This window comes from Paenibacillus sp. FSL L8-0644 (assembly GCF_038008165.1).
Lineage (GTDB): Bacteria > Bacillota > Bacilli > Paenibacillales > Paenibacillaceae > Paenibacillus > Paenibacillus polymyxa_D.
Genome location: NZ_JBBOYN010000001.1, coordinates 5,399,049 through 5,420,984 on the forward strand (window position 1 = coordinate 5,399,049; position 21,936 = coordinate 5,420,984).

Consider the following 21,936-nt stretch of genomic DNA (forward strand, 5'->3'; position numbering starts at 1 on the left):
AGACCCAGTCCGCTAAAATGGATTATGTGGATCCAAAAAACTCATTAAACATGCCAGAAATGGCAGACACGACCTTAGCGATGGATTTTCTGATTCGCGTCAAGGAAGGAGTTCGAAATACAGCCGTAGCCTTGACGGAAACCGTCTCTCCAGATGCCAGAACTCTGTTGCGCAATCAACTGCATCAAGGCATCGCTCTTCATCAGGAAATTACTGATCTTATGGTACGAAAAAAATGGTTTCATCCCTATGATCTGCAAAAGCAGTATCAATTGGATCAACTATCAGCCAACAAGACGGTGGACATCAGTAAAATGAAACTGTTCCCAGACGATACCACCCGCAAGGGTATGTTTGATCGCACGCCGGACGAACATATGGGAGGAAACCAGGCATGAAAGCAGTGACCTACCAAGGTATCAAAAACGTTGTGGTTAAAGAGGTTCCGGACCCAAGTATTCAAAAAGCCGACGATGCGATTGTCAGACTGACGACAACCGCTATTTGTGGTTCAGATCTGCATCTCATTCATGGAATGATTCCGAATCTACAGGAAGATTATGTAATTGGTCATGAGCCGATGGGGGTTGTAGAGGAAGTTGGCAGCGGCGTAACCAACTTAAAAAAGGGAGACCGCGTGATCATTCCGTTCAACATAGCGTGCGGTGAATGCTTTTATTGTAAAAACCAATTGGAAAGTCAATGTGATCATTCTAATGAGCATGGAGAAATGGGCGGTTTTTTCGGCTATTCAGGAACAACTGGTGGATATCCGGGTGGACAAGCTGAATATTTACGTGTGCCTTTTGCCAACTTCACTCACTTCAAAATTCCGGAGAGTTGTGAACATCCTGACGAGAAGCTTTGCCTGATTGCTGATGCCATGACTACTGCATTTTGGAGCGTCGATAATGCCGGAGTAAAGAAGGGGGATACTGTCATTGTTATTGGCTGTGGACCGGTAGGTCTGCTAGCCCAGAAGTTCGCCTGGTTCAAAGGGGCAAAACGAGTCATTGCGGCAGACTACCTGGATTATCGTCTGCAACATGCGAAGCGTACAAATCATGTGGAAATTGTTAATGTAGAATCGCAAGAAAACGTCGGCAACTACCTCAAAGAGATAACCAAAGGAGGCGCAGACGTAGTTATTGACTGCTCCGGCATGAGCGGTAAAATGTCTCCGCTGGAATCTCTCGCTTCCGGTCTCAAGCTTCACGGCGGAGCTTTAGGAGGACTAGTCATAGCTACACAGGCTGTGCGCAAAGGTGGCACCATTCAAGTTACCGGAGTCTACGGCGGACGATATAACGGTTTTCCTTTGGGAGACATTTTTCAGCGAAATGTTAATTTACGTACGGGACAGGCTCCCGTTATTCACTATATGCCATATATGTATGAGCTGATTGATACGGGAAAGGTGGACCCAGGAGACGTTGTTACACACGTCATTCCGTTAAGCGACGCCAAACGTGGATATGAAATTTTTGATACCAGACAGGACAATTGCATCAAAGTTGTACTTAAACCTTAACTATATATTGGAGCATTGGAGGTAAACGTCATATGGTGTATGGCCTGCACGAAACACTTGAAGTCCATGAATTGTCAGCGTTCAAAACAGTGTGTCTTACCAAGTCTAAAACCATGCAAGCATTAATCTCTGATCCAACTCTCAAAGCTATATTACAGCAGGATGTTGACTTATCGACCCGCCAATTACAAGAACTCGGTACCCTCTTAGATCAAGCCATCTCACAGGAGGTTAAGCCATGAATACACTGTTGGAGCATTTGACCGGACTGCATACCTTAACGGACCAAGTCATTGCAGCCGATTTTCTGAACGCGGCCAAAAGCGGTGTGAGAAATTACGCTATGGCCGTAACAGAAGCGGGAACTCCAGAAATTAAGGCAATTCTTACGAAGCAACTGGATGAGGCTATTGATATGCATGAGCAGATTTCAACATACATGATCGAACGTGGCTGGTATCACCCATGGAACGTAAAAGAGCAGCTTACGATGGATCTACAAAATATCAATACTGCATTGCAAGCCCCTGTTTTATAAAGATAGGACGCTCACTTCGGTCGTACATTCCTGACCGTAGGACGTCCCTTGGGAATTTTAAAAGCACATCCTTAGCAGTATATGTAAACCCACAAAGCCGCCTTTCACGTCGATACGCGTTAAGGGCGGCTTTTGGGATTAACATGTTATCTTAATTATTCGGCTTGCCAATTCGGCATCCGTTCTGCAGGATAACGAAGACCCGCTGCCATTCCTTTTGGAATAATTGCGTTAATAGCTTCCATTTCCTGTGCGGATAAAACAACATCGACGGATCCTGCATTTTCCTCTAAATACGTAACCCGCTTGGTTCCTGGAATCGGTACAATTCCCTCTTGCGCAAGCAGCCATGCCAACGCCAGTTGAGAAGGTTTGACCCCTTTTTGGGCGGCAAGGTCCTTAACATGCTGCACGAGATCCAGATTTTTCTGGAAATTCTCAGGTTGAAAACGTGGCACAGAGCGACGGAAATCATCTTCTGCAAAATCATCAAACTTCTGGATTTGTCCGCTCAAAAAGCCGCGTCCAAGTGGACTGTAGGCCACAAACTCGATGCCTAGTTCCTTACACGCCGGTATAACTTCATCTTCTGCTTCTCGGCTCCATAAGGAGTATTCCGTTTGCAGCGCTGTAATCGGATGTACCTTGTGAGCGCGTCGAATGAGCCCAGGAGAAGCTTCGGACAGCCCCAAATAGCGGACTTTTCCCGCTTGAACCAAGTCACTCATCGCACCAACTGTTTCCTCGATAGGCACATTCGGATCAACACGATGCTGGTAGTACAGATCAATCACATCTACACCCAGTCTTTGCAGGCTGCGATCACATGCCTCTTTTACGTATTCGGGACGGCCACTTACACCCATAAATGCGCCATCTTCCCCACGCATAATGGAAAATTTAGTGGCTAATACGACTTCGTCGCGGCGGCTCCGCAGGACTTGGCTAATCAGTTTTTCATTTTCCCCCACACCATAGACATCGGCAGTATCCCAAAAGTTTATCCCTAGCTCCAGCGCACGATGAAGTGTTTTGATCGACTCCTGCTCATTCAACTCACCGTAATATTCGGACATTCCCATGCAGCCCAGACCCAGTGCAGATACTTGAAGGTCACTGTTACCCAGTTGTTTCTTTTTCAATTTCTATCACTCCTAAATTGTCAGAATAGTCATCGTATTTCCTAAGCACCACGTCACATTCCGTATGTTACTACTTAAAGTTAACTTGAAGTCAAGCATTGTCTCGTTTTGAAACGAGAATTATTATGTATGAACAGAAGCGGTCGGTAGCTTCTGGACGGTAGGGAGATTCACTTACAGAGCTAAAGCCTCTTCCGTAATCTTCTTGATATCAATGGATGAAGGCGTTTCTTCCTTGACCATATCGGGCAGGATATTTTCCAAAAAATACTCAACGCAGTGTAATTGAATATTCTTGATTTTTACAAGTGCATTACGGTACATGACTATAAATTCTTTTTCCGTATTTCCCCGCTGAAGTTCTGCAAATGCTTCGTATACCTGATCCATCTTGTCCGCAACTTCAAGGATTAAACCTTCTACAGAATCATCTTTACCTTCCCTTAGCTGTTTGCGAAAAATAGCCTTAAAATCCTCGGGAATATTCTCTTCAATAAAATACTCAATCATACCCTCTTCGACCTGTTGGATTAATAATCGTAGTTCCTTAGAGGAGTGCTTAACTGGCGTTTTGATGTCTCCAATAAAAATCTCCCCGTAATCGTGACTGCTCGTAATCTCGTATAGCTTTTTCCAGTCAATACGGACACCATTTCTCTCTTCAATATCAGCCAGCGTTTTGGCGTATTGTACGACTTTCCAAGAATGTGCCGATACGCTGTGTTCCTCGAATTTAAACTTACCCGGACAACGGATGATTCTTTCCAGCTCATTTAGCGACCGAAAATACGTGTGAATCCCCATCATTGCATCCATCCTTTAATATATATATGAGATAGTTAATCTAAATCCCACTATAAACCTCAACTATTAACAGCAGATTATCGCAATATCAAGTGGAATTCACACATGTAGCATATACACAATTTTTGCTATACACTTTATAAAAGAGGAATTTGCAAAATCCTGAAAAAAATATAAAGTGGTGAATTCGTTGTTCAAAATCTTATTAATTGAAGATGATGAAACTTTGTTCCATGAAATGAAGGATCGGTTAACTCAATGGAACTATGATGTGTATGGCATCCAGGACTTTAATAAAGTCATTCAGGAATTCACAACGATAAAGCCTGATCTGGTCGTGATAGATATTCAATTGCCGAAATTTGATGGGTTTCATTGGTGTCGAATGATTCGATCCCACTCTAACGTCCCCATCCTCTTCTTATCTTCACGGGATCATCCTACGGATATGGTGATGTCGATGCAGCTTGGAGCGGATGATTTTATCCAAAAACCGTTTCATTTTGATGTACTCATTGCCAAATTACAGGCGACACTCCGCCGCGTATATAATTACAATACAGAACCTGTCTCCCTTAAAACATGGTGTGGCGCAACGGTCGACTATGAAAAAAATGTAGTAGCCAATGAGACTGGCTCCATCGAATTAACCAAGAACGAGATTTTTATTTTGAAGCTGCTGATCGAACAAAAAAATAAAATTGTTGCACGTGAGGAATTAATTAAAAGCCTCTGGGATGATGAACGTTTTGTCAGCGACAATACCCTGACCGTCAACTTGAACCGCCTGCGCAAAAAATTGGACGAGCTGGATTTGGGCCGTTTCATTGAAACGAAAGTCGGGCAAGGCTACATGGCTACAGAAGAGGCACCTGCCTATGATTAAAAAATACCTTATAGAGAGGCGGAGCTGGATTCTACTGTTTGTGTGTCAGCAATTCCTGATCCTGTTCATTGCTTATGTGGATGCAGCAATTCCGTTAATGCCGATTCTTTATATCGTCTTCTTATCTATGATGATTTTCTTGGTTTTTTTAATCATTCGTTATCCCAAGGAAACCAAGTTCTATACCACACTAGAAAAATGGGAGAGTTCTCTTGAACTAACGGGTATAGGCGAACCGGAGAGTCCGTTTGAGCAAATCATTGAACAAAAAATCACGGGCCAGAACGAACGGTTACAACAGATCATCTCGCAAAATCAATTGACACTTGAACATGAAAAAGATGAACTATTATCCTGGATTCATGAGGTAAAAACACCTTTGACCACCATGCATTTGATGATTGAGCGGTTGGACGACAAGTCCCTAAAAGCTCAGTTAACCTATGAATGGCTACGAATTCACTTACTGCTGGATCAGCAGCTCCATCACAAACGAATATCTTTTATTGAAAATGATCTGTATGTCGAGCAAGTGGATTTAAAATCTCTGGTTTTTAAAGAGATCAAAGCATTACAGTCATGGTGCATCCAAAAGGGGATCGGTTTTGACATCCAACTTGAGCACATGGAAGTGCTGAGTGATGCCAAATGGCTGGCTTTTATCATCAGACAGCTCTTAACCAATGCCATCAAATATAGCGATGCCAGTGATATTATCATTCACAGCTATGAACAAAGGGATCGAATACAGCTTGAGGTTCAAGACTTTGGACGCGGTATTGATCCGAAGGATATACCGCGTATCTTCGAGAAAGGTTTTACCTCCACAACCCAACATTCTGATCACACTTCAACGGGTATGGGGTTATATTTAACGAAAAAGGCAGCACAAACCTTGCTCATACATATAGATGTGCACTCCAAACCGAACGTAGGTACAACCTTCACTTTAATTTTTCCCAAACGAAATGATTTCGTGAGTGTGGTAAGCATGTGACAGAGATGTCACATGCTTTTATGTATTGTTCGCCCAATCAAAGGAAAAACATCGGCTCTATTTTTATAATAAGGCTACAAGAACAATAAGGAGTGCATCGAAGTGAACATTTTAGAAGCTCATAAAATCCGTAAAAGCTACGGTAATAAGTTCAATATGCAGGAGGTTTTGAAGGGAATAGATATCCTTATTGAAGAAGGGGAATTTGTCAGTATTATGGGAGCCTCCGGTTCAGGTAAAACCACATTGCTGAATGTTCTTTCCTCTATTGATAAAGTGAGCCAAGGTTCCATTAGAATCAATGATATCGAAATGACGAAAATGAAGGAAAAGCAACTGGCTGAATTTCGAAAAGAGCATTTAGGCTTTATTTTTCAGGAGTATAATCTGCTGGATACGCTAACGGTGAAGGAGAACATCCTCTTACCGTTATCCATCACCAAAACGCCTAAGAAAGAAGCCAACCGAAGATTTCAGGAAGTGGCTACAGAATTGGGGATTTATGAGTTGAAAGATAAGTATCCCAATGAAATTTCGGGTGGACAGAAACAGCGTACATCAGCGGCCAGAGCGTTTATTCATGAGCCCAGTATTATTTTTGCCGATGAACCTACGGGTGCACTGGATTCCAAGTCGGCTTCCGATTTATTAAACAAGCTGGGCCAGTTGAACCAAAAACGCAAAGCAACCATTATTATGGTCACGCATGATCCTGTCGCTGCCAGCCATTGCAGTCGGGTTATTTTTATTAAGGATGGGCAAATGTATACGCAGCTTCACAAAGGCGAGCAGGAAAGACAAAGCTTCTTCCAGGATATCATGAAAACCCAAGGGGTCTTAGGCGGGGTCCAATATGAACATTAATCTGCTCATTCTAAAAAATTTGAAAAAAAACCTGAAAAATTATTACCTTTATGTTTTTGCCCTCATTTTCAGTGTTGCACTCTATTTCGCTTTTGTCACACTACAGTACGATCCCTCCATGGACGAAGTGAAGGGGTCTGTTAAAGGTGCAGCTTCCATACGGGCAGCTTCCATTTTACTGGTCGCTATTGTCTGCATTTTTCTTATGTATGCCAATAATATTTTTATAAAAAGGCGAAGCAAAGAAATTGGCCTATTTCAATTGATCGGAATGACTAAAAGTAAAATTTTTCGCATCCTGAGTGCTGAAAACCTAATTTTATACTTTAGTTCCCTCTTCATTGGGATTGGGGTTGGATTCTCCTTTTCCAAATTAGTGATTATGATTTTATTTAAGACGACGGGCGTCGAAGCCATTGCCACTCTATATTTCTCTAACCAAGCACTGACTCAAACACTCATCGTTTTTGTTGTCATCTACCTGCTGATCATGCTCATGAATTATTCTTTTATCAAAAGACAAAGTATTTTGTCCTTGTTCAGAGTGACCTCAACCACCGAAGGGAAAATCAAGAAAATATCGATCTTTGAGATGATCATCGGGATCATTGGCATCTCTCTCATCGCTTTAGGTTACTATGTTTCCTCCAAATTATTTGGTGGAGACTTTACATCCATAAATGAATTGTTTATGGCTATGGTGTTTATTTTGGGCACTGTCATCATCGGAACACTCCTTTTTTATAAAGGATCTATCCGCTTTATTTCCAATATCATCAGAAAGAGTAAAGGCGGATATTTAAACATCCATGAGGTGCTGTCCCTCTCGTCCATTATGTTCCGCATGAAGTCCAATGCTTTGTTGTTGACCATTATTACGACAGTATCGGCACTTGCCATCGGTTTACTATCCTTAAGCTATATCGCCTATTATTCTGCGGATCAAGCAGCTGAGGACAATGTACCTTCCCATTTTGCCATGACGAATGTACCGGATGCGGAGAAATTCAAAGCGTTACTTCATGAGCATGATATAAAGTATCGTGAAAAGAAAATTGAAGTGATTCAAGTCAGTGTGAAGACAGCGCAAATTATGGAGACTCCTATGGAACAATTAAATGATGGTACGGATTCCATGACACTGCCTGTCGTAAGCGACCAATCTGTGGAGGGTACGGATGTAACTCCAGGCCAAGCGGTTTTAACGGGCTATAATGATATGTTACAGAAATTCATGTCCTTGAAAGACTTTGGCCCCTTGGATTTGGAGGGGAAAACAGAAGTCATACCTCAACAATATGTGGGTCTAAAAAAGGATTATGTCATTCCCTACTATTTTGCAGCCGGGGGAGTACCTACTGTCATTGTAGACGAAACCATCTTTGAGCGGTTAAAGAAAGATGTAAATCCTGAGATTCAAAAGAAATCATCCTTATATATTGGAATTGATATGATAAATGCAGAACAGATTGAAGAAGCCAATCGTCTCTTTGCAGCTGCGAATTTTAATGATCAACAAACATCCCGCCTTGAAATGAGCAGCAATCAGAAGCGGAACATGGGAGTGATCATGTTTGTAGTTGGCTTTTTGGGACTCACCTTTCTCATTACATCAGGCTGTATCCTTTACTTTAAGCAAATGGATGAGAGCGAAGATGAAAAAGCCAATTATACGGTGTTAAGAAAGTTAGGGTTCACCCAAAGTGACCTGCTTCGAGGCATTAAAATAAAACAGCTCTTTAACTTCGGCATTCCATTAGTGATTGGCCTATCACACAGCTATTTCGCCGTTCAATCCGGCTGGTTCTTGTTTGGAACCGAAATTTGGATGCCTATGATCATCGTTATGGTGCTGTACACCGCCTTATATTCCATTTTCGGGATACTATCCATCCTGTATTATAAAAAGGTCATTAAATCAGCATTATAATCGGCAAAAAGCAAAAAAGCCCCAGGCGAAAGTGCTGGGGCTTTTCCAAATATTTGAGCATTTTCGTTCCTACATGTACAATAAAATAACTATCATCGTAACCCCAAAGGGGGAGAGCTTATTTTATTATTAATCATCAATGGCATCGGCATCGTGGCCAATATCATACTCGGTTCCTTTATAGGCGCAGCTATTTTTATGGGAATCGTTTTTTTCCTGATTGGCTTGCCTGAGTTTAAAAAATCGCCGAAACTTACGAAAAAGGCTAAAAAAGATATCGCCTATATTATGTCCACATTGTTAACCCTTGTTGTATTCATGGTTATCGTTTTCTGGAATATCCGTGCCTCAGGTGATTTGATGCTAGCAGGTCCGCTAACACCGCAAATGAAGTTTCACTGGGGACAAAAGGTGTTGATGCTAGGGTTACTGGAGGGCTTATGGTCTGTCATCACCCTAAAATGGCTATTACCCATCTTTTTTGATCCGCTGGATCTCAGTAAGAAGCAAATCCTCGTTCTAGTGAGCGGGATTGTATTTAGTGTGGGTTCAGGAATTTATGCCATACTTGGAGCTAGTTAATGGTTCGCCTCTACAGAGGCTCGTGTGAATGCTTAACGCAAAGGTTCAAAACCCTCTGCTTGCTTAAGAATCCGCTCAATTTCCGCGCATGTCTCCGGTTGCAGCGTCACTTCGACTGCTTTTACATTTTCCTCAATTTGTGCCGGTTTAGTAGCCCCAATAAGTGCAGCGCTGATACCCGGTTCTCTCAGAATCCAAGCAAGCGCGAGCTGTGACAGGGTAACACCCAAATTCTTCGCCAGCTTATCCAGCTCCTGGACACAGTTCAGAACGGTATCGTTCATGTAACTGCTGATGACATTATTGACAGAGGCATCAGCCCCGCGGCTACCCGTCGGTAAAGGTTGTCCAGGCTTGTATTTCCCCGTGAGGACCCCTTGGGCCAGAGGCGAAAATACAATTTGGCCGATGCCTACCTGCCCGGATACCGGAAGTACCTCATGCTCGATGTAACGTTCGAACATATTATAGATCGGCTGATTGGCAATCAGCGGGCGCAGATTCAGCCTTTTTCCAATCCCATAAGCATCCATGAGCTGGGCAGCACTCCATTCGCTGACAGCAGCGTACAGAATCTTACCCTGAGCCTGAAGGTCATCGAGCGCTCGCAGCGTCTCTTCCAAAGGAGTGTCCGGATCATAACGATGACAAAAGTACATGTCGATATAATCCGTACCCAGACGCTTCAGACTCGCTTCACATTGCTCCATAATGTGCTTGCGTGACAGTCCCCTGTCATTGGGACCGGAATCCATAGGGAAGTACACCTTAGTAGATAATACATAGCTATCTCTTCGATAAGACTTCAAGGCAGCTCCCATAGCCTTTTCGCCTTCTCCCCGGTTATACGCGTTCGCGGTATCAAAGAAATTAATCCCGAGTTCAAAGGCTTTGGCAATACAGGTATGAGCTGCTTCCTGCTCGGCGGCTGTACCGTACGTCAACCAGCTCCCCAAGCCGATTTCACTAATTTTAAGACCACTGTTGCCTACATTTCTATATTTCATATCTACTCCTTCTTTCATAAGAGAATTATATTTTTATATTTTAACATGTAAACCCTTTCATTAAAATCATTGATAAAGGATTCATGGAGTTACATGAAGGATATCTACCACCCTGACTGTTAGGGTGGTAGATGCTTTAGTTTCACAATTTCAAATCATGTCTACTTGCTTCCTACAGGAAAAAGCGCATCATATGCAGGACAAGGCAGTTTGTCGAGAAACTCCTGAAGCTGCTTCGGTTTATTTTTGTAAATATCCTTTAAGGATGTTCCATCATAAATATTGCCGATGACCACAGGATGGCATAGCTCACAGATCAGAATGTCCCCGTTCCCGTGCAGATGGAGCTGTTTTTTACCATCAACACAATTGGAAAAATACACACCCGGCTGTTCCTTGAAACCCAGTGCTTCTGCGAAACGGTCCATACAGGTGAAATACAATACAGTATCATCTTTTTTATGTGCAATCAGGTCATGAACGGAACGGACGAGCGCTTCCTTGGTGGAAATAGCGTTCCAGTTGGTATGATCCATCACAATGCTGTTTTGGATTTCATGGATGCGCACACCGAGATCATATACCATTTCGCTAATAGCTGGCATGTTGTTTTGTGTCTCCGCAAACAGCAACGTCTCCAACACCGTTTCCAGCTTGGCCTCGGTACATAACCGGATATTTTGAACAATTTTCTCATACATGCGAGGATGAACATGATAATATGCTGCATATTTATCAGCATCCGTGAAGTTGAAGGAGATATGAATGTTGGAAAGACCTGCATCACGCAGTTTCTCAATTCGTTCAGGGCTGAGCAAGCTGGCATTGGTGTTGAGCTGGGTAGCGATTCCTTTGCTCGAACAGTGAGCCACAATGTCCAGACAATCCTCATACTTCAGGGTCACTTCTCCCCCGGACAGTCGCACACGTTTTAACGTTGGAATGTCATCAATAATATCAATGACCTCTTTGCTGCTAATGCATTGCCCATCGTTCCGCTGATATGCGCAGCAGTAATCACACTTGAAGTTGCAATTAGAGGTGACCCCGACTTCCAGTCCCTCCAGCTCGTAGATGCCCGGCTTTTCCAGTTCAAGTGCTTTATATTTGTTCTCTATACTCACTTTCTCATGATCCTCCCGATCTCAGGCTTGTGTCTTGAATTCCCCTTGAGATTATACAGAATGGGACGGTTTGTAGATATGACATTGGTAACGGCGAACCGTTGCATAAGTAGCGTCATGTTTTGGGTAGGGAACTGCAGAAAAAGCGCAGAAAAGGATTGGCAGCATATTGTTAAATAGTAAAAAACTCAATGTTAGAGGGTTACAACCGCCTAGCCTATGGAAACAGTAACTTATACTATTCCCCGTTTTTTTTCTTCCCTCAATACATATACTATATCTCAAAATTGTATTCTTAGGGGGAGAGATGCGAAGATGAAAAGGTTAGTTTATGCATGCATGCTTTCTTTACTTCTTATGACTCCGATACAAATCGTGGGAGCAGCTATAAATACAGCGGAAGCTAGACCAGTTAAACCAGAGTTACTAAGTTCTCTTCGTCAGGGTGGATACATTCTGTTCGTTAGGCACGGTGAAGCAACGCTAGGAGAAGATCAACCTAATCTCGTCTTCGGCGATTGCTCACTCCAAAGGAATCTTTCCGAGGAAGGTAAAAGACAAGCCTTACTTTTTGGGGAAAGGATAAAGAGCTTACAAATCCCCATTCAAACCCCAGTTATAGCAAGTCCCTTTTGTCGAACAAGGGAAACGGCAGAATTAGCTTTTGGAGCAGAAAATGTTCATGTAGATCCCTTCTGGGTTAGAATTTACAATCTAAGTGGTGATGTAACCGCAGCAGAGAAGGAAAGTACATTAGCCGAACTGACTTCTGTGATAGAGAAAGTTCCACCTTCTGGGACCAACAAAGTTATCATTGCTCACAGTTTCCCTCAAGGCATTGGTTTGGGCGAGATTCCGAACTTGGGTACTGTAGTTGTGAAGCCAAAAGGACAGGGAAACGGTTTTGATATTGTAGACAGGATATCTTTTGCTGAGTTGTCGAGTGTGCCGTGAGAAAAATTTGCGGCTTCAGACAACACAGTGAACCATGCATAGTTTTCATTCCCAAATCCATACTGAATATATCTGTTGGTAATGGAGGCGGGAATTGTGGATAAAAGAATGAATCTGCTTATGTTCAGCGGCGATTATGATAAGGCAATGGCTGGACTGATTCTGGCAAATACAGCGCGGGAATTGGATGTGGATGTGACGATGTTTTTTGCGTTCTGGGGATTATCACTGGTTCGTGATCCCGAGAAGATGACGCTTGAGGATAAGACGATTTACGAGAAACTCATGGACTTGATGACGCCCAAAGGGCCTGAATCCTTACCGCTGTCCCATATGAATTTTAGTGGTCTGGGCAAACTGATGCTAACGGAAATGTTGGAAGACAATGAAGCCCCAAAGCTGATCCACTTCCTAAAAGGTGCCCGGAAGAAAAACGTCAAATTTTATGCCTGTAAGCTATCGGTGGATATTATGGGTTTTAAACCGGAAGAATTTATACCTGAACTGGAAATTATCGAGGCCAAAACGTATCTAAAAGATGCGCTCGAATCCGATATGCAGTTGTTTATATAGCATAGACTTGCGCCTTATCCGGCTGTTGGATGAGGCTTTTATTGTGACTAAATGATGACACTCGCCTATTTTTTTTAACCCATTCGGACCTACTTACGTACCCTAAGAAGACAGAACGACTTGGGAGGCGCCGTATGCTCATGGCTCGAATTGGAAGCAGTAATTGTAGGTATCAGCCTTCTAACGAGGCTTATTTCCAAAGGTATCGTGAAAGTACAATCGGATATCACCAGACCTTTGAATCTCCATATGGACAAAAAAAGCTGATTTATGCGGATTGGGCAGCCAGTGGCCGTCTGTATGGACCCATCGAGTCGAAAATAGCTCATGAATTAGGCCCTTTTGTGGCGAATACGCATACGGAGTCTAATTTGACAGGAACTCTGATGACCCAAGCCTATGAAGAAGCGAAACAAATCATTAAGGGCCACGTTCATGCCAATGAACATGATATCATCCTGTTCGCCGGGTCAGGTATGACAGGTGCAGTGAATAAGCTTCAGCGGCTATTAGGATTGAAAATACATGAAAAATTAAAGCCCCTCTACCCCATCGCCAAAAAAGAGCGCCCCGTTATTTTCGTTACACATATGGAGCATCATTCCAATCATATTTCCTGGGCAGAAACCGTTGGAGACGTTGTATGTCTTCCTCCGGGTCCCGGCGGGATTGTCGATCCAACTCATCTCGAACGACTGCTGCTTCAATTCCGGCATCGCCCTGTCAAAATCGGCGCCTTTACCGCCTGCTCTAATGTTACAGGGTTCGAAGTACCGATTTACCAGCTATCTCGCAAAATGCACGAACATGGCGGCGTTTGTTTCATTGATTTTTCAGCAAGCGCACCTTATGCCGAGATTAACATGCACCCCACAGATCCTCTCGAGAAACTGGACGGGATTGTATTTTCACCCCACAAATTTCTTGGGGGTCCCGGTACAAGCGGCGTTTTAATTATGGATTCGAGACTATGCCTTAGTTGTGCTCCGGATCAGCCCGGAGGGGGTACAGTTAGCTGGACCAATCCTTGGGGTGGATACGAGTATAAAGATAATACTGAAGCCCGTGAGGATGGAGGAACCCCTGCCTTTCTACAGGCCGTTCGAACGGCGCTCTGCATTCGGCTGAAAGAACAAATGGGATACAACCGCATGTTGGAGCGAAAAAAGGAACTGACATCATTATTACTAAAAAGCTTGAGTACCATACCAGGACTACACATTTTAGGAGGAAGCAGCCAAGAACGAATGGGAATCGTTTCTTTTGTTGTCGGTCCTATTCACTATAACCTGATCGTAAAACTATTGAATGATCGGTTTGGCATTCAGGTCCGGGGCGGCTGCTCTTGTGCAGGCCCCTACGGACATTATTTGCTGGGCATTGACCCACAAACATCCAAACAAATGACAGACCTGATCCATGCGGGAGACTTATCTCGAAAACCGGGCTGGGTGCGTCTGTCGCTCCATCCCATGATGACGAATCAGGAAGTCTCCTATATCGCCTCTTCCATACGGGCAATCGTGGAAAACATCGTGACCTGGCAAAAAGATTATACCTATCAACCAGAATCAAACGAATGGAGATCTATAAATGAACATAACAAAATAGACATCAGCAAATGGTTCAATTTTAGCGATTAAGAGACTCGTGTCCGTTCCCTTCTTTCAAAACTCTCATAGAATACTCTGTAGGATTACTATATGAGGAAAGAAGTGACGACAAATGGGTCTCAATTTTCGCAACAGTACCAATGCGGCTATCTTTGTGGTCTTTGCCTATCCGGACTTCAGCTGTACTCCTGTTAACTATTCTAAAGCAGGCTGGTACCGTGTTAACCCTGGACAGACTATTCAGGTTTGGAGCGGCTTCGCAGGAGGGAATACGTTCTTTTATTACGCTGAAGATGATTTTGGACGCGAATGGCGGGGTTCATATTTCACTCAAGTTCCTGAGAATGCCTTCAATTGGTGCTGGGATACAGGTTGTACCACTTGTAGAAGCGTGGGACTGCGGAGAATCGCAGTTAGTCCATTCGTCTTGGACTACACCATCAACTTTGTAACAAGCAGCAGTCAAAGAAAACCTGCATCATCCACACTCCGCATGACATTGCCTTCCAAGGCAATCCAAGAGAAACCTATCCTGCGCAGAGTCCCTGCTAAACCTAAGAGACTAAAACAAGGTAAAACCCTGTTGCAAAAGCGCATCACGCATAAAAAACGGACAAAATAAAAAATGATCTGATCAGCTCATATATAGATTATTTTAGAGTTAAGAAAGGAGCGGCCATATCGCTCATGGTCTGCCCCTTTCTCCTTTGTCTACTGAGATCAATCCACCTATTTACTCTCGGATTCCCACTTGGATATCTCTTCACGAACCCGTGGTGCTACCTCTGTTCCCAATAGCTCAATAGCTCTCATGACATCGTCATGCGGCATCGTACCGACGGGCACGTGCAACAGAAAACGTGTAATGCCTACCTGTTTACGGAGATGAATGATTTTCTTGGCAACCGTGTCTGAATCACCTACATATAACGCTCCTTCAAAGCTGCGTGCGGCATCGAAGCTGGAGCGAGTGTAAGGGCCCCAACCGCGTTCACGCCCAAGCACATTCATGCTCTGCTGAGTGGAAGGGAAGAACTTATCCGCTGCCAGCTCAGTAGTCTCTGCGATAAAACCATGTGAGTGTGATGCAACCGGAAGCAGCGATGCATCATGACCGGCATGCCTCGCGGCTTTTTTATATAGTTCCACCAACGGGGCAAACTGTACAGGGCTACCCCCGATAATCGCCAGAACCAATGGCAAACCGAGCAATCCTGCACGAACCACAGATTCCTGATTCCCCCCACTCCCAATCCATACGGGCAACGGATTTTGAACTGGACGCGGATACACGCCCAAATTGTGAATTGCAGGCCGATGTCCGCCCTTCCAGGTGACTTTCTCGGATTCTCGGATTTTCAATAACAGCTCCAGTTTTTCATCAAATAACTCATCGTAGTTATCCAAATCATACCCAAATAACGGGAACGATTCGATAAAAGAGCCCCGGCCTGCCATAATCTCAGCTCGTCCATTCGAAATGCCGTCCAGTGTAGCAAAATCCTGAAACACACGTACGGGATCATCCGATGAAAGTACCGTAACTGCACTGGTTAACCGAATCCGTTGGGTCTGTGCAGCAGCAGCAGCGAGGATAACAGCAGGTGCAGATGCTGCATAATCTTTACGATGATGCTCCCCGACGCCGTACACATCCAGCCCTACCTGATCTGCAAGCACAATCTCCTCGACCACTTCACGTATTCGTTGTGCGTGACTGATAACCTCCCCCGTTTGGGGATCCGGCGTTGTTTCTACAAACGTGCTTATCCCTATCTCCACTTGCTCTACCCCCTATTTTCATGTTTCATTCTCATTCGGCTGCTTTCGAAGCCAATCATTTTAAAAACCGATATCTTTATATTGAACCTTTTTCGCATCTTTTTCAAGCTCTCCTTTTTGGAGTCTGAAAATCAGCCAAGGGAAGTGTCAAGATTCGCCGCAGGAAAAGAAGTCTCTTTGTCGAATATTGTATGGAACAAAGAAGTTTCCCATCCCCACACCATGAATACAACAAGGAGGCACTTACATTTATGGCTTTTGTTATTAATAATTTAAAGGATAACAGCAATGTTGCTATCACTGACCAATTAGGCGGATTTACGGTACTGGAATACATAACAGATTTGAGCTGCACCTCGGTTGCGGCTGCGCAAGACAATTACTATATGAGCAAAAGTAACATGCGCCGCAAGCAACTCATGATCGAAATCAACAATAGTGAGATTATGATGAAGGCGGGAGCCATGCAATATACTGTGGGTAGCATGGAAATGACTACCGGTGTAAAAGGCGTGGGAGGCTTAATGCGAAACTTGGTGTCCGGCGCTGTAACAGGGACAGGTGCCATTAAACCGCACTATAAAGGCACGGGTACCATTATGCTGGAGCCTACCTACCAATATATTTGGCTTATTGATGTCGACAATGATGATATTGCCATCGAAGACGGCTTGTTTTTGGCTTGTGACACGACGCTGGACATATCCGTCGTTGCACGTAGTAATCTTTCCTCTGCCGCACTGGGTGGAGAAGGGTTATTTAATTTAAGCGCCCGCGGAAAAGGAGTTCTGGCACTTCAAGCGCCAATCCCTTCCGAGGAAGCGGTCGTTATAGAATTGCAAAATGATGTGCTGAAGGTGGATGGTAACTTTGCCCTCATGTGGTCCAATACCTTACAGTTCACCGTCGAAAAATCTGGAAAAACCAAAATGGGCTCGGCTGCTTCCGGCGAAGGGCTGGTAAATGTGTACAGGGGAACAGGAACCGTATGGTTAGCGCCCTTATAAACAAAAAAAGGAGAAGCCCTCGGCTTCTCCTTTCTTACATTTTAATTCTTTTTTACAAACTCCGATTTTAGCTTCATTGCTCCAAAACCATCAATTTTGCAGTCAATATCGTGATCGCCATCCACCAGACGGATGTTTTTTACTTTGGTGCCGATTTTTAAGACGGATGAGCTTCCCTTCACTTTAAGGTCTTTAATGACAGTTACAGAGTCACCATCCTGCAGAATGTTACCATTCGCATCTTTGACGATCTTAATGTCTTCACTGCTTACCGCTTCTGACTCGGTAGACCACTCATGAGCGCATTCCGGACAAATGAAAAGACTGCGATCCTCATAAGTGTACTCTGAATTACATTCAGGACAATTTGGTAAATTAGACATGGTATTATGTACTCCATTCATTTTCAAATTCTACTGCTGTGCTAAGCTTCCCTGGATAGACCAAGCTTGCTCCAAGTCTTCCTTGGAGTTCCCTACAAGTATATTGGATAATCCGTCACGATTCCACTCATGGATGAAACTAATCTGAGTATTGTTGCACCTCATATGTAAGCGTTCTGTCTGCTGAAAATGTCCATAGGTGAACATATAACTAAAAACGGATGTTGCCTAGGTAGGCAGCATCCGTTTTACGGCACGTTTATTATGCTTGGATTTGCTTGATTAGTTCACTAATTCCTTGGCTAAGCGGTGTAAGGGGGCGTTTCAACAGCTTCTCAAAATCGCTGCTTACGACATCCAAGGCTCCTTCACGAATCGCTTGTTGAATACCAACCACAATAGGGATTGCTCCTTCTGGGACTCCCGCACCGAGCATAACCTCGGCATACGTAGCATCATCCACCTGCTGGACAGGAACGTTTTTGCCCAGAACCTCAGCAAGTACCGCTGCAAACTCTTCTTGGGTAATCGGCTTACCGGAGAGCTCGTATATTGTATTCTCATGTCCTTCACCAGACAAAACATTTGCAGCTGCTTGCGCATAATCTGCGCGGGTAGCCCAACCTACTTTACCGGACCCTGCCGAGGTTAGCCAAGGAGCACCCGCGAGTACGGATCGGATCGTGCCTGTCTCATTCTCCAGATACCAATTATTACGCAAGAAGGAATAAGGAATACCTGACTCGCGAATGAACTCCTCCGTAATGCGATGTACGGGCGCAAGAAATAGAGTGCTGTCAGCGGCATTGGCAGCGCTAGTATAAGCGATGAAGCCTACTCCAGCACGCACAGCAGCATCAACAGCCGCTTTATGCTGACGAATTCTAGTATCATTATCCCCGTCTGCGGATATAATCAGCAGTCGATCTACTCCAGCAAACGCTTGATCCAGCGTCTCCGGTTTATCAAAATCACCGTGACGAACGTCAACGCCACGAGACCGTAAGTTCTCTGCTTTTTCTGGATTTCTTACGCTAACAATAAGATCGTTTGCGGAGACAGATGTAAGCAACGTATCTACCACGATGGAACCCAGTTGCCCTGTTGCTCCTGTTAATGCGATTTTCATATGAAATCCTCCATTCAGATTTTATTTACTTTTATATAGTAACTAAAAATATAACACATGTCTAATCTAGAGTCTAAAGGTCTGCTTTGCGGGTAAGAGTGGGTAACCCAAACTTTCCCCTAGAGAAAGGAACATGTATATGAAGAAAGCTATGATCATTGTAAATCCCTCTTCCGGCAAAGAGGAATCCCTCCAACATGTCAGAAACGTAGAAGAAACTCTACGTGATCAAGGATACGTTGTTACGGTTAAAGAGACAGAGAAGGAACTGGACGCCACCCGTTTTTGCGTTAATGCGTGTGAGGAAGCTTGTGACCTAGTCGTTTCCATCGGTGGAGATGGCACACTTCACGAAACCATCAACGGTTTCATGGATCAAGACCACCGTCCAAGACTGGGGATTATCCCCCTTGGGACAGTCAATGATTTTGCCCGTGCCTTGCAAATTCCGCTAAGTCCCGAGCTGGCGATCCGTACACTGACTTCTGCCCGCGTGAAAAACGTAGATATGGGCCTCTTAAACGGCCGAATGTTTGCCAATGTTGTTGCTACAGGTTCGCTTGCTGAATCGCTATCAGCTGTATCGTCAGACGATAAATCCATGTTTGGCACATTTGCCTACTTCAAAGAAGGCATGAAAGAGCTTATCAGCCATCCAGCCCACTCACTTATCGTCCGCTATGATGACAAGACCTGGGAAGGAAAGTCCCCACTCTTTTTGGCCACGTTAACCAATTCAGTTGGCGGATTCGAGAAACTGGCACCCGATGCGACTGTTGACGATGGTCTGCTTCACTGCTTTATTTTTAAAAACCTCAATATATTGAACACCGTGACGGCCAGCATATCCTTATTTTTAGGCAACCTGAAGGATCATAGTGATATCGTTTACTTTACTGCAAAGCATGTAAGTGTCAGCTCCGCAGAACCGGTCAGTACGAATGTAGATGGTGAGGAAGGGCCGTCTTTGCCTATCGAGCTTGGTATTTTACCGCGTCATATCGAGGTAATTGTGCCGGAAGGGGTCTAGGTCATGCGGTGCTGGTCCTCAAGCTTGAGGATCATACTCGCTCAATTTCCCCTCGTAGATCAAATGGAATCGATCACTTTGCCGAAAATCGTCTGGCGTAACAAGAGCGGGCAGTTTGTTCCATATTTTTATGCCGGATCGCTGTAAAATTTCCGCGACGAATTGCGAACAAAAATAAGAATTGCTGAACTCGACTGGTTCTTTGAGTGCAATACCAATCAAACCCAGTAAGTTATACATATATTTTTGACGACTTCGGATAAATACATGTAAAACTCGCTTCATTTTTTCAACTTCACGGTCGGTTACTTGAAGCTGGTAGATAACACATGTTGTATTCGGAAATCTGCTGTATGTACCTGTCTTAATATCCTCTTTCACGAAACCACCATCCAGAGGGTTATTAGGGGTCTTTCTGCCGAAGCTGTATAACTCCGAAAGTTCCCGGTTGAAGGAAATGGAGGCGTGATTGTATGGCGCTCTCGTATAGCTTTTAATGACTCTCGTAAGAAACGTTCCCGTATTCGTAAGCAAGATAAAGACGGATTGATCTGCTACCATTTACGAAATTTCCCCTTATCAAGTTGGAATTATTCCTTCATAATAACATAGGAATCCTAATGGAACCCTATTTCGCGATAAGTTGGTGAGTGGTAATGGACAGTTCGATATTAACGTTAATCCTTATTTTTACAGCCTTATTGGTCATCCATCTGATTTACATAGTAGTAGTCAAAACACAGCCAGACAAAGACTATGCAGGGATTGGGCTTCGCATCAAGACATGGTGGGGTATGTTCTTTATCTTTTGCTTGGCAACTCTTTTCAATCCGATTGTTTCACTGCTTTCCCTGATGGCACTCACCTTTTTTGCGCTAAAAGAATACTTTTCCATGATTAGATCCAGAAAAGCTGATCGCAGATTGTTTCTATGGGCGTACTTGGCGATTCCCGTACAATTTTATTGGATTTATATCGGGTGGTACGGAATGTTTATTGTTTTTATTCCTATCTATGTATTCTTACTGCTACCGCTCCCACGATTGATCAACAAAGGAACGGTTGGTTTTCTGCGCAGTGTCAGCTCGACCCAGTGGGGACTCATGCTGATGGTTTTCGGGTTGAGTCATCTGGCCTATTTTCAGTTTGCTACGCCACAATACGGAGCGAAACTTGTACTTTTTCTAGTGGTACTGACGCAGCTCAATGATGTCGTACACTATCTAGCATCACTCTATTTCGGAAAACGGAAAATCGTCCCGACATCCAATCCCAATATAACTTGGGAAGGCTTTGCATTCGCTTTTCCCGTAACTATAGCAGCTTCCTATTTCATCTATCCCTATCTGACGCCGTTTGACCTGAAATTTGGGATTATTTTCGGCATGCTGATCAGCTTGAGCGGTTTCTTCGGCAGCTTAACGGTTTCCGTGCTGAAGCGGGATTTATTAATCGGCGATGATGATAAGTTCGATGCTTTGAAAAAAAGCTATTTAAGCCGGGTGGATAGTTTGACCTACACCTCACCCGTCTTTTTCCACGTAATTCGTTATTTTTTTGACTTTATGTAGCGATTACCTCCGCAATACTCCGCTTCTCATCGGTTTCATTTTGGTTAGCCGGGGTAAGTACTACCGTACCGTAAGCAGTCCTTATCCTAGAAAACGATCTTGAGGAGGCATTAGAAATGGCAGAACACAATCATGTTGTGAATAAGGAAGGCGAAGTGGCCTTGAACAAGGTAGATGACGTATTAAATCGGATAGACGACAGCAAAAAGGATGACATTCTGGGCAGCTTTGATTCATTCAAAAGTTATTTGAGCGACAAGATTGAAATGGCTCAAAAAATCGGTTTGAATGAAGAATTGATCGCAAAAGCAGCTGAGAAGATAGCTGGATATCTGGCAGCCAAAGAAGAACCGCGAAATCGCGAGGAGAAGCTCCTCCAGGAGCTGTGGAAAGCGGGGGACAAGGAGCAGCAGCATGCGCTTGCCCATATGCTAGTACGCGTGGCTCAAACCTCGTATGAATAGTGATCATGGAACACAATATCTTGCT

At 43.9% G+C, this 21,936-nt stretch carries 25 protein-coding genes; 17 read left to right on the forward strand and 8 right to left on the reverse strand.

The window, feature by feature from the left end:
* Positions 1-17: 17 nt before the first annotated feature.
* Genes NSS94_RS24465 through NSS94_RS24480 form a run of 4 tightly spaced genes read left to right on the forward strand, consistent with a single transcriptional unit; the run spans position 18 to position 2,069 of the window.
* Complete coding sequence (locus tag NSS94_RS24465) at positions 18-398, forward strand: spore coat protein (RefSeq protein WP_039272188.1); 381 nt, start codon at positions 18-20, stop codon at positions 396-398.
* Positions 395-1,531, forward strand: coding sequence for a zinc-dependent alcohol dehydrogenase (locus tag NSS94_RS24470; protein ID WP_029518843.1), 1,137 nt, complete (start codon positions 395-397; stop codon positions 1,529-1,531). Before NSS94_RS24465 ends, NSS94_RS24470 begins: the two co-directional genes overlap by 4 nt.
* 32 nt (positions 1,532-1,563) lie before the next feature.
* On the forward strand, positions 1,564-1,773 hold the full coding sequence (locus tag NSS94_RS24475) for a hypothetical protein (RefSeq protein ID WP_029518844.1): 210 nt from the start codon (positions 1,564-1,566) through the stop codon (positions 1,771-1,773).
* The gene (locus NSS94_RS24480) at positions 1,770-2,069 is read left to right on the forward strand and encodes a spore coat protein (protein ID WP_029518845.1); all 300 of its coding nucleotides are present in this window, start codon (positions 1,770-1,772) and stop codon (positions 2,067-2,069) included. Before NSS94_RS24475 ends, NSS94_RS24480 begins: the two co-directional genes overlap by 4 nt.
* A 155-nt stretch (positions 2,070-2,224) precedes the next feature.
* Here NSS94_RS24480 and NSS94_RS24485 read toward each other — a convergent pair whose 3' ends face one another.
* Both NSS94_RS24485 and NSS94_RS24490 read right to left on the reverse strand, forming a co-directional pair.
* Positions 2,225-3,211, reverse strand: a complete 987-nt coding sequence (locus NSS94_RS24485; protein ID WP_029518846.1) for an aldo/keto reductase — start codon at positions 3,209-3,211, stop codon at positions 2,225-2,227.
* Between the two features lie 174 nt (positions 3,212-3,385).
* Positions 3,386-4,015 (reverse strand): YfbR-like 5'-deoxynucleotidase, encoded by a 630-nt coding sequence (locus tag NSS94_RS24490; RefSeq protein WP_029518847.1) that lies wholly within the window; start codon positions 4,013-4,015, stop codon positions 3,386-3,388.
* 190 nt (positions 4,016-4,205) lie between these two features.
* Between NSS94_RS24490 and NSS94_RS24495 the strand changes: the two genes are divergently transcribed.
* The 5 genes from NSS94_RS24495 to NSS94_RS24515 all read left to right on the forward strand — a co-directional run bounded on the left by NSS94_RS24495 (position 4,206) and on the right by NSS94_RS24515 (position 9,274).
* Positions 4,206-4,901: a response regulator transcription factor gene (locus tag NSS94_RS24495; protein WP_029518848.1), complete on the forward strand. Its 696-nt coding sequence runs from the start codon at positions 4,206-4,208 to the stop codon at positions 4,899-4,901.
* Entirely contained in the window at positions 4,894-5,898 is a 1,005-nt protein-coding gene (locus tag NSS94_RS24500; RefSeq protein WP_029518849.1) for a sensor histidine kinase, read from the forward strand. The genes NSS94_RS24495 and NSS94_RS24500 overlap by 8 nt, the downstream gene beginning before the upstream one ends.
* A gap of 102 nt (positions 5,899-6,000) precedes the next feature.
* On the forward strand, positions 6,001-6,762 hold the full coding sequence (locus tag NSS94_RS24505; RefSeq protein WP_069012292.1) for an ABC transporter ATP-binding protein: 762 nt from the start codon (positions 6,001-6,003) through the stop codon (positions 6,760-6,762).
* The gene (locus NSS94_RS24510; RefSeq protein WP_341040333.1) at positions 6,752-8,692 is read left to right on the forward strand and encodes an ABC transporter permease; all 1,941 of its coding nucleotides are present in this window, start codon (positions 6,752-6,754) and stop codon (positions 8,690-8,692) included. The genes NSS94_RS24505 and NSS94_RS24510 overlap by 11 nt, the downstream gene beginning before the upstream one ends.
* A gap of 153 nt (positions 8,693-8,845) precedes the next feature.
* A complete protein-coding gene (locus tag NSS94_RS24515) occupies positions 8,846-9,274 on the forward strand; it encodes a hypothetical protein (RefSeq protein ID WP_340886881.1) in 429 nt (142 codons plus the stop codon).
* Between the two features lie 32 nt (positions 9,275-9,306).
* Here NSS94_RS24515 and NSS94_RS24520 read toward each other — a convergent pair whose 3' ends face one another.
* Both NSS94_RS24520 and NSS94_RS24525 read right to left on the reverse strand, forming a co-directional pair.
* Positions 9,307-10,281: an aldo/keto reductase family protein gene (locus tag NSS94_RS24520; RefSeq protein ID WP_029518853.1), complete on the reverse strand. Its 975-nt coding sequence runs from the start codon at positions 10,279-10,281 to the stop codon at positions 9,307-9,309.
* 161 nt (positions 10,282-10,442) lie between these two features.
* Positions 10,443-11,405 (reverse strand): radical SAM protein, encoded by a 963-nt coding sequence (locus tag NSS94_RS24525; protein ID WP_340957450.1) that lies wholly within the window; start codon positions 11,403-11,405, stop codon positions 10,443-10,445.
* Between the two features lie 315 nt (positions 11,406-11,720).
* Between NSS94_RS24525 and NSS94_RS24530 the strand changes: the two genes are divergently transcribed.
* The 4 genes from NSS94_RS24530 (at position 11,721) to NSS94_RS24545 (ending at position 15,167) form a co-directional block, all read left to right on the forward strand.
* Positions 11,721-12,359 (forward strand): histidine phosphatase family protein, encoded by a 639-nt coding sequence (locus tag NSS94_RS24530; RefSeq protein WP_341040337.1) that lies wholly within the window; start codon positions 11,721-11,723, stop codon positions 12,357-12,359.
* A 96-nt stretch (positions 12,360-12,455) separates the two neighbouring features.
* Complete coding sequence (locus NSS94_RS24535) at positions 12,456-12,932, forward strand: DsrE/DsrF/DrsH-like family protein (RefSeq protein WP_029518856.1); 477 nt, start codon at positions 12,456-12,458, stop codon at positions 12,930-12,932.
* A 134-nt stretch (positions 12,933-13,066) separates the two neighbouring features.
* Positions 13,067-14,575 (forward strand): aminotransferase class V-fold PLP-dependent enzyme, encoded by a 1,509-nt coding sequence (locus NSS94_RS24540; protein ID WP_341040338.1) that lies wholly within the window; start codon positions 13,067-13,069, stop codon positions 14,573-14,575.
* Between the two features lie 82 nt (positions 14,576-14,657).
* Positions 14,658-15,167: a DUF1036 domain-containing protein gene (locus NSS94_RS24545; RefSeq protein WP_029518858.1), complete on the forward strand. Its 510-nt coding sequence runs from the start codon at positions 14,658-14,660 to the stop codon at positions 15,165-15,167.
* 107 nt (positions 15,168-15,274) lie between these two features.
* On the opposite strand, the gene NSS94_RS24550 is transcribed toward NSS94_RS24545, so the two are convergent.
* Positions 15,275-16,327: an LLM class flavin-dependent oxidoreductase gene (locus NSS94_RS24550; RefSeq protein WP_069012299.1), complete on the reverse strand. Its 1,053-nt coding sequence runs from the start codon at positions 16,325-16,327 to the stop codon at positions 15,275-15,277.
* Between the two features lie 251 nt (positions 16,328-16,578).
* On the opposite strand from NSS94_RS24550, the gene NSS94_RS24555 reads away from it, so the two are divergent.
* A complete protein-coding gene (locus NSS94_RS24555; RefSeq protein WP_029518860.1) occupies positions 16,579-17,334 on the forward strand; it encodes an AIM24 family protein in 756 nt (251 codons plus the stop codon).
* Positions 17,335-17,375: 41 nt separating this feature from the next.
* Here the strand turns inward: NSS94_RS24555 and NSS94_RS24560 are convergent, their stop codons facing one another.
* Complete coding sequence (locus tag NSS94_RS24560; protein WP_029518861.1) at positions 17,376-17,717, reverse strand: zinc ribbon domain-containing protein YjdM; 342 nt, start codon at positions 17,715-17,717, stop codon at positions 17,376-17,378.
* Positions 17,718-17,979: 262 nt separating this feature from the next.
* A complete protein-coding gene (locus NSS94_RS24565; protein ID WP_340957452.1) occupies positions 17,980-18,846 on the reverse strand; it encodes an SDR family oxidoreductase in 867 nt (288 codons plus the stop codon).
* A gap of 139 nt (positions 18,847-18,985) precedes the next feature.
* Here NSS94_RS24565 and NSS94_RS24570 point away from each other — a divergent pair, with 139 nt between their 5' ends.
* On the forward strand, positions 18,986-19,876 hold the full coding sequence (locus NSS94_RS24570; RefSeq protein ID WP_209950084.1) for a diacylglycerol/lipid kinase family protein: 891 nt from the start codon (positions 18,986-18,988) through the stop codon (positions 19,874-19,876).
* 18 nt (positions 19,877-19,894) lie between these two features.
* Here the strand turns inward: NSS94_RS24570 and NSS94_RS24575 are convergent, their stop codons facing one another.
* Positions 19,895-20,437 carry a hypothetical protein gene (locus NSS94_RS24575; protein ID WP_039271982.1) on the reverse strand — a complete coding sequence of 181 codons (543 nt, stop codon included), beginning with the start codon at positions 20,435-20,437 and terminating at the stop codon, positions 19,895-19,897.
* A gap of 95 nt (positions 20,438-20,532) precedes the next feature.
* Between NSS94_RS24575 and NSS94_RS24580 the strand changes: the two genes are divergently transcribed.
* The gene (locus NSS94_RS24580; protein ID WP_165145549.1) at positions 20,533-21,447 is read left to right on the forward strand and encodes a phosphatidate cytidylyltransferase; all 915 of its coding nucleotides are present in this window, start codon (positions 20,533-20,535) and stop codon (positions 21,445-21,447) included.
* Between the two features lie 116 nt (positions 21,448-21,563).
* The gene (locus NSS94_RS24585; RefSeq protein WP_250241021.1) at positions 21,564-21,911 is read left to right on the forward strand and encodes a DUF3243 domain-containing protein; all 348 of its coding nucleotides are present in this window, start codon (positions 21,564-21,566) and stop codon (positions 21,909-21,911) included.
* Positions 21,912-21,936 lie beyond the last annotated feature (25 nt).

Excerpts from the sequence above, each read along its gene's own strand:
- NSS94_RS24465 (WP_039272188.1), top strand. The coding sequence starts at position 18 with ATGGATTATGTGGATCCAAAAAACTCATTAAACATGCCAGAAATGGCA.
- NSS94_RS24470 (WP_029518843.1), top strand. The coding sequence starts at position 395 with ATGAAAGCAGTGACCTACCAAGGTATCAAAAACGTTGTGGTTAAAGAG.
- NSS94_RS24475 (WP_029518844.1), top strand. The coding sequence starts at position 1,564 with ATGGTGTATGGCCTGCACGAAACACTTGAAGTCCATGAATTGTCAGCG.
- NSS94_RS24480 (WP_029518845.1), top strand. The coding sequence starts at position 1,770 with ATGAATACACTGTTGGAGCATTTGACCGGACTGCATACCTTAACGGAC.
- NSS94_RS24490 (WP_029518847.1), bottom strand. The coding sequence starts at position 4,015 with ATGGGGATTCACACGTATTTTCGGTCGCTAAATGAGCTGGAAAGAATC.
- NSS94_RS24500 (WP_029518849.1), top strand. The coding sequence starts at position 4,894 with ATGATTAAAAAATACCTTATAGAGAGGCGGAGCTGGATTCTACTGTTT.
- NSS94_RS24510 (WP_341040333.1), top strand. The coding sequence starts at position 6,752 with ATGAACATTAATCTGCTCATTCTAAAAAATTTGAAAAAAAACCTGAAA.
- NSS94_RS24520 (WP_029518853.1), bottom strand. The coding sequence starts at position 10,281 with ATGAAATATAGAAATGTAGGCAACAGTGGTCTTAAAATTAGTGAAATC.
- NSS94_RS24530 (WP_341040337.1), top strand. The coding sequence starts at position 11,721 with ATGAAAAGGTTAGTTTATGCATGCATGCTTTCTTTACTTCTTATGACT.
- NSS94_RS24540 (WP_341040338.1), top strand. The coding sequence starts at position 13,067 with ATGCTCATGGCTCGAATTGGAAGCAGTAATTGTAGGTATCAGCCTTCT.
- NSS94_RS24545 (WP_029518858.1), top strand. The coding sequence starts at position 14,658 with ATGGGTCTCAATTTTCGCAACAGTACCAATGCGGCTATCTTTGTGGTC.
- NSS94_RS24555 (WP_029518860.1), top strand. The coding sequence starts at position 16,579 with ATGGCTTTTGTTATTAATAATTTAAAGGATAACAGCAATGTTGCTATC.
- NSS94_RS24560 (WP_029518861.1), bottom strand. The coding sequence starts at position 17,717 with ATGTCTAATTTACCAAATTGTCCTGAATGTAATTCAGAGTACACTTAT.
- NSS94_RS24565 (WP_340957452.1), bottom strand. The coding sequence starts at position 18,846 with ATGAAAATCGCATTAACAGGAGCAACAGGGCAACTGGGTTCCATCGTG.
- NSS94_RS24570 (WP_209950084.1), top strand. The coding sequence starts at position 18,986 with ATGAAGAAAGCTATGATCATTGTAAATCCCTCTTCCGGCAAAGAGGAA.
- NSS94_RS24575 (WP_039271982.1), bottom strand. The coding sequence starts at position 20,437 with ATGGTAGCAGATCAATCCGTCTTTATCTTGCTTACGAATACGGGAACG.
- NSS94_RS24580 (WP_165145549.1), top strand. The coding sequence starts at position 20,533 with ATGGACAGTTCGATATTAACGTTAATCCTTATTTTTACAGCCTTATTG.
- NSS94_RS24585 (WP_250241021.1), top strand. The coding sequence starts at position 21,564 with ATGGCAGAACACAATCATGTTGTGAATAAGGAAGGCGAAGTGGCCTTG.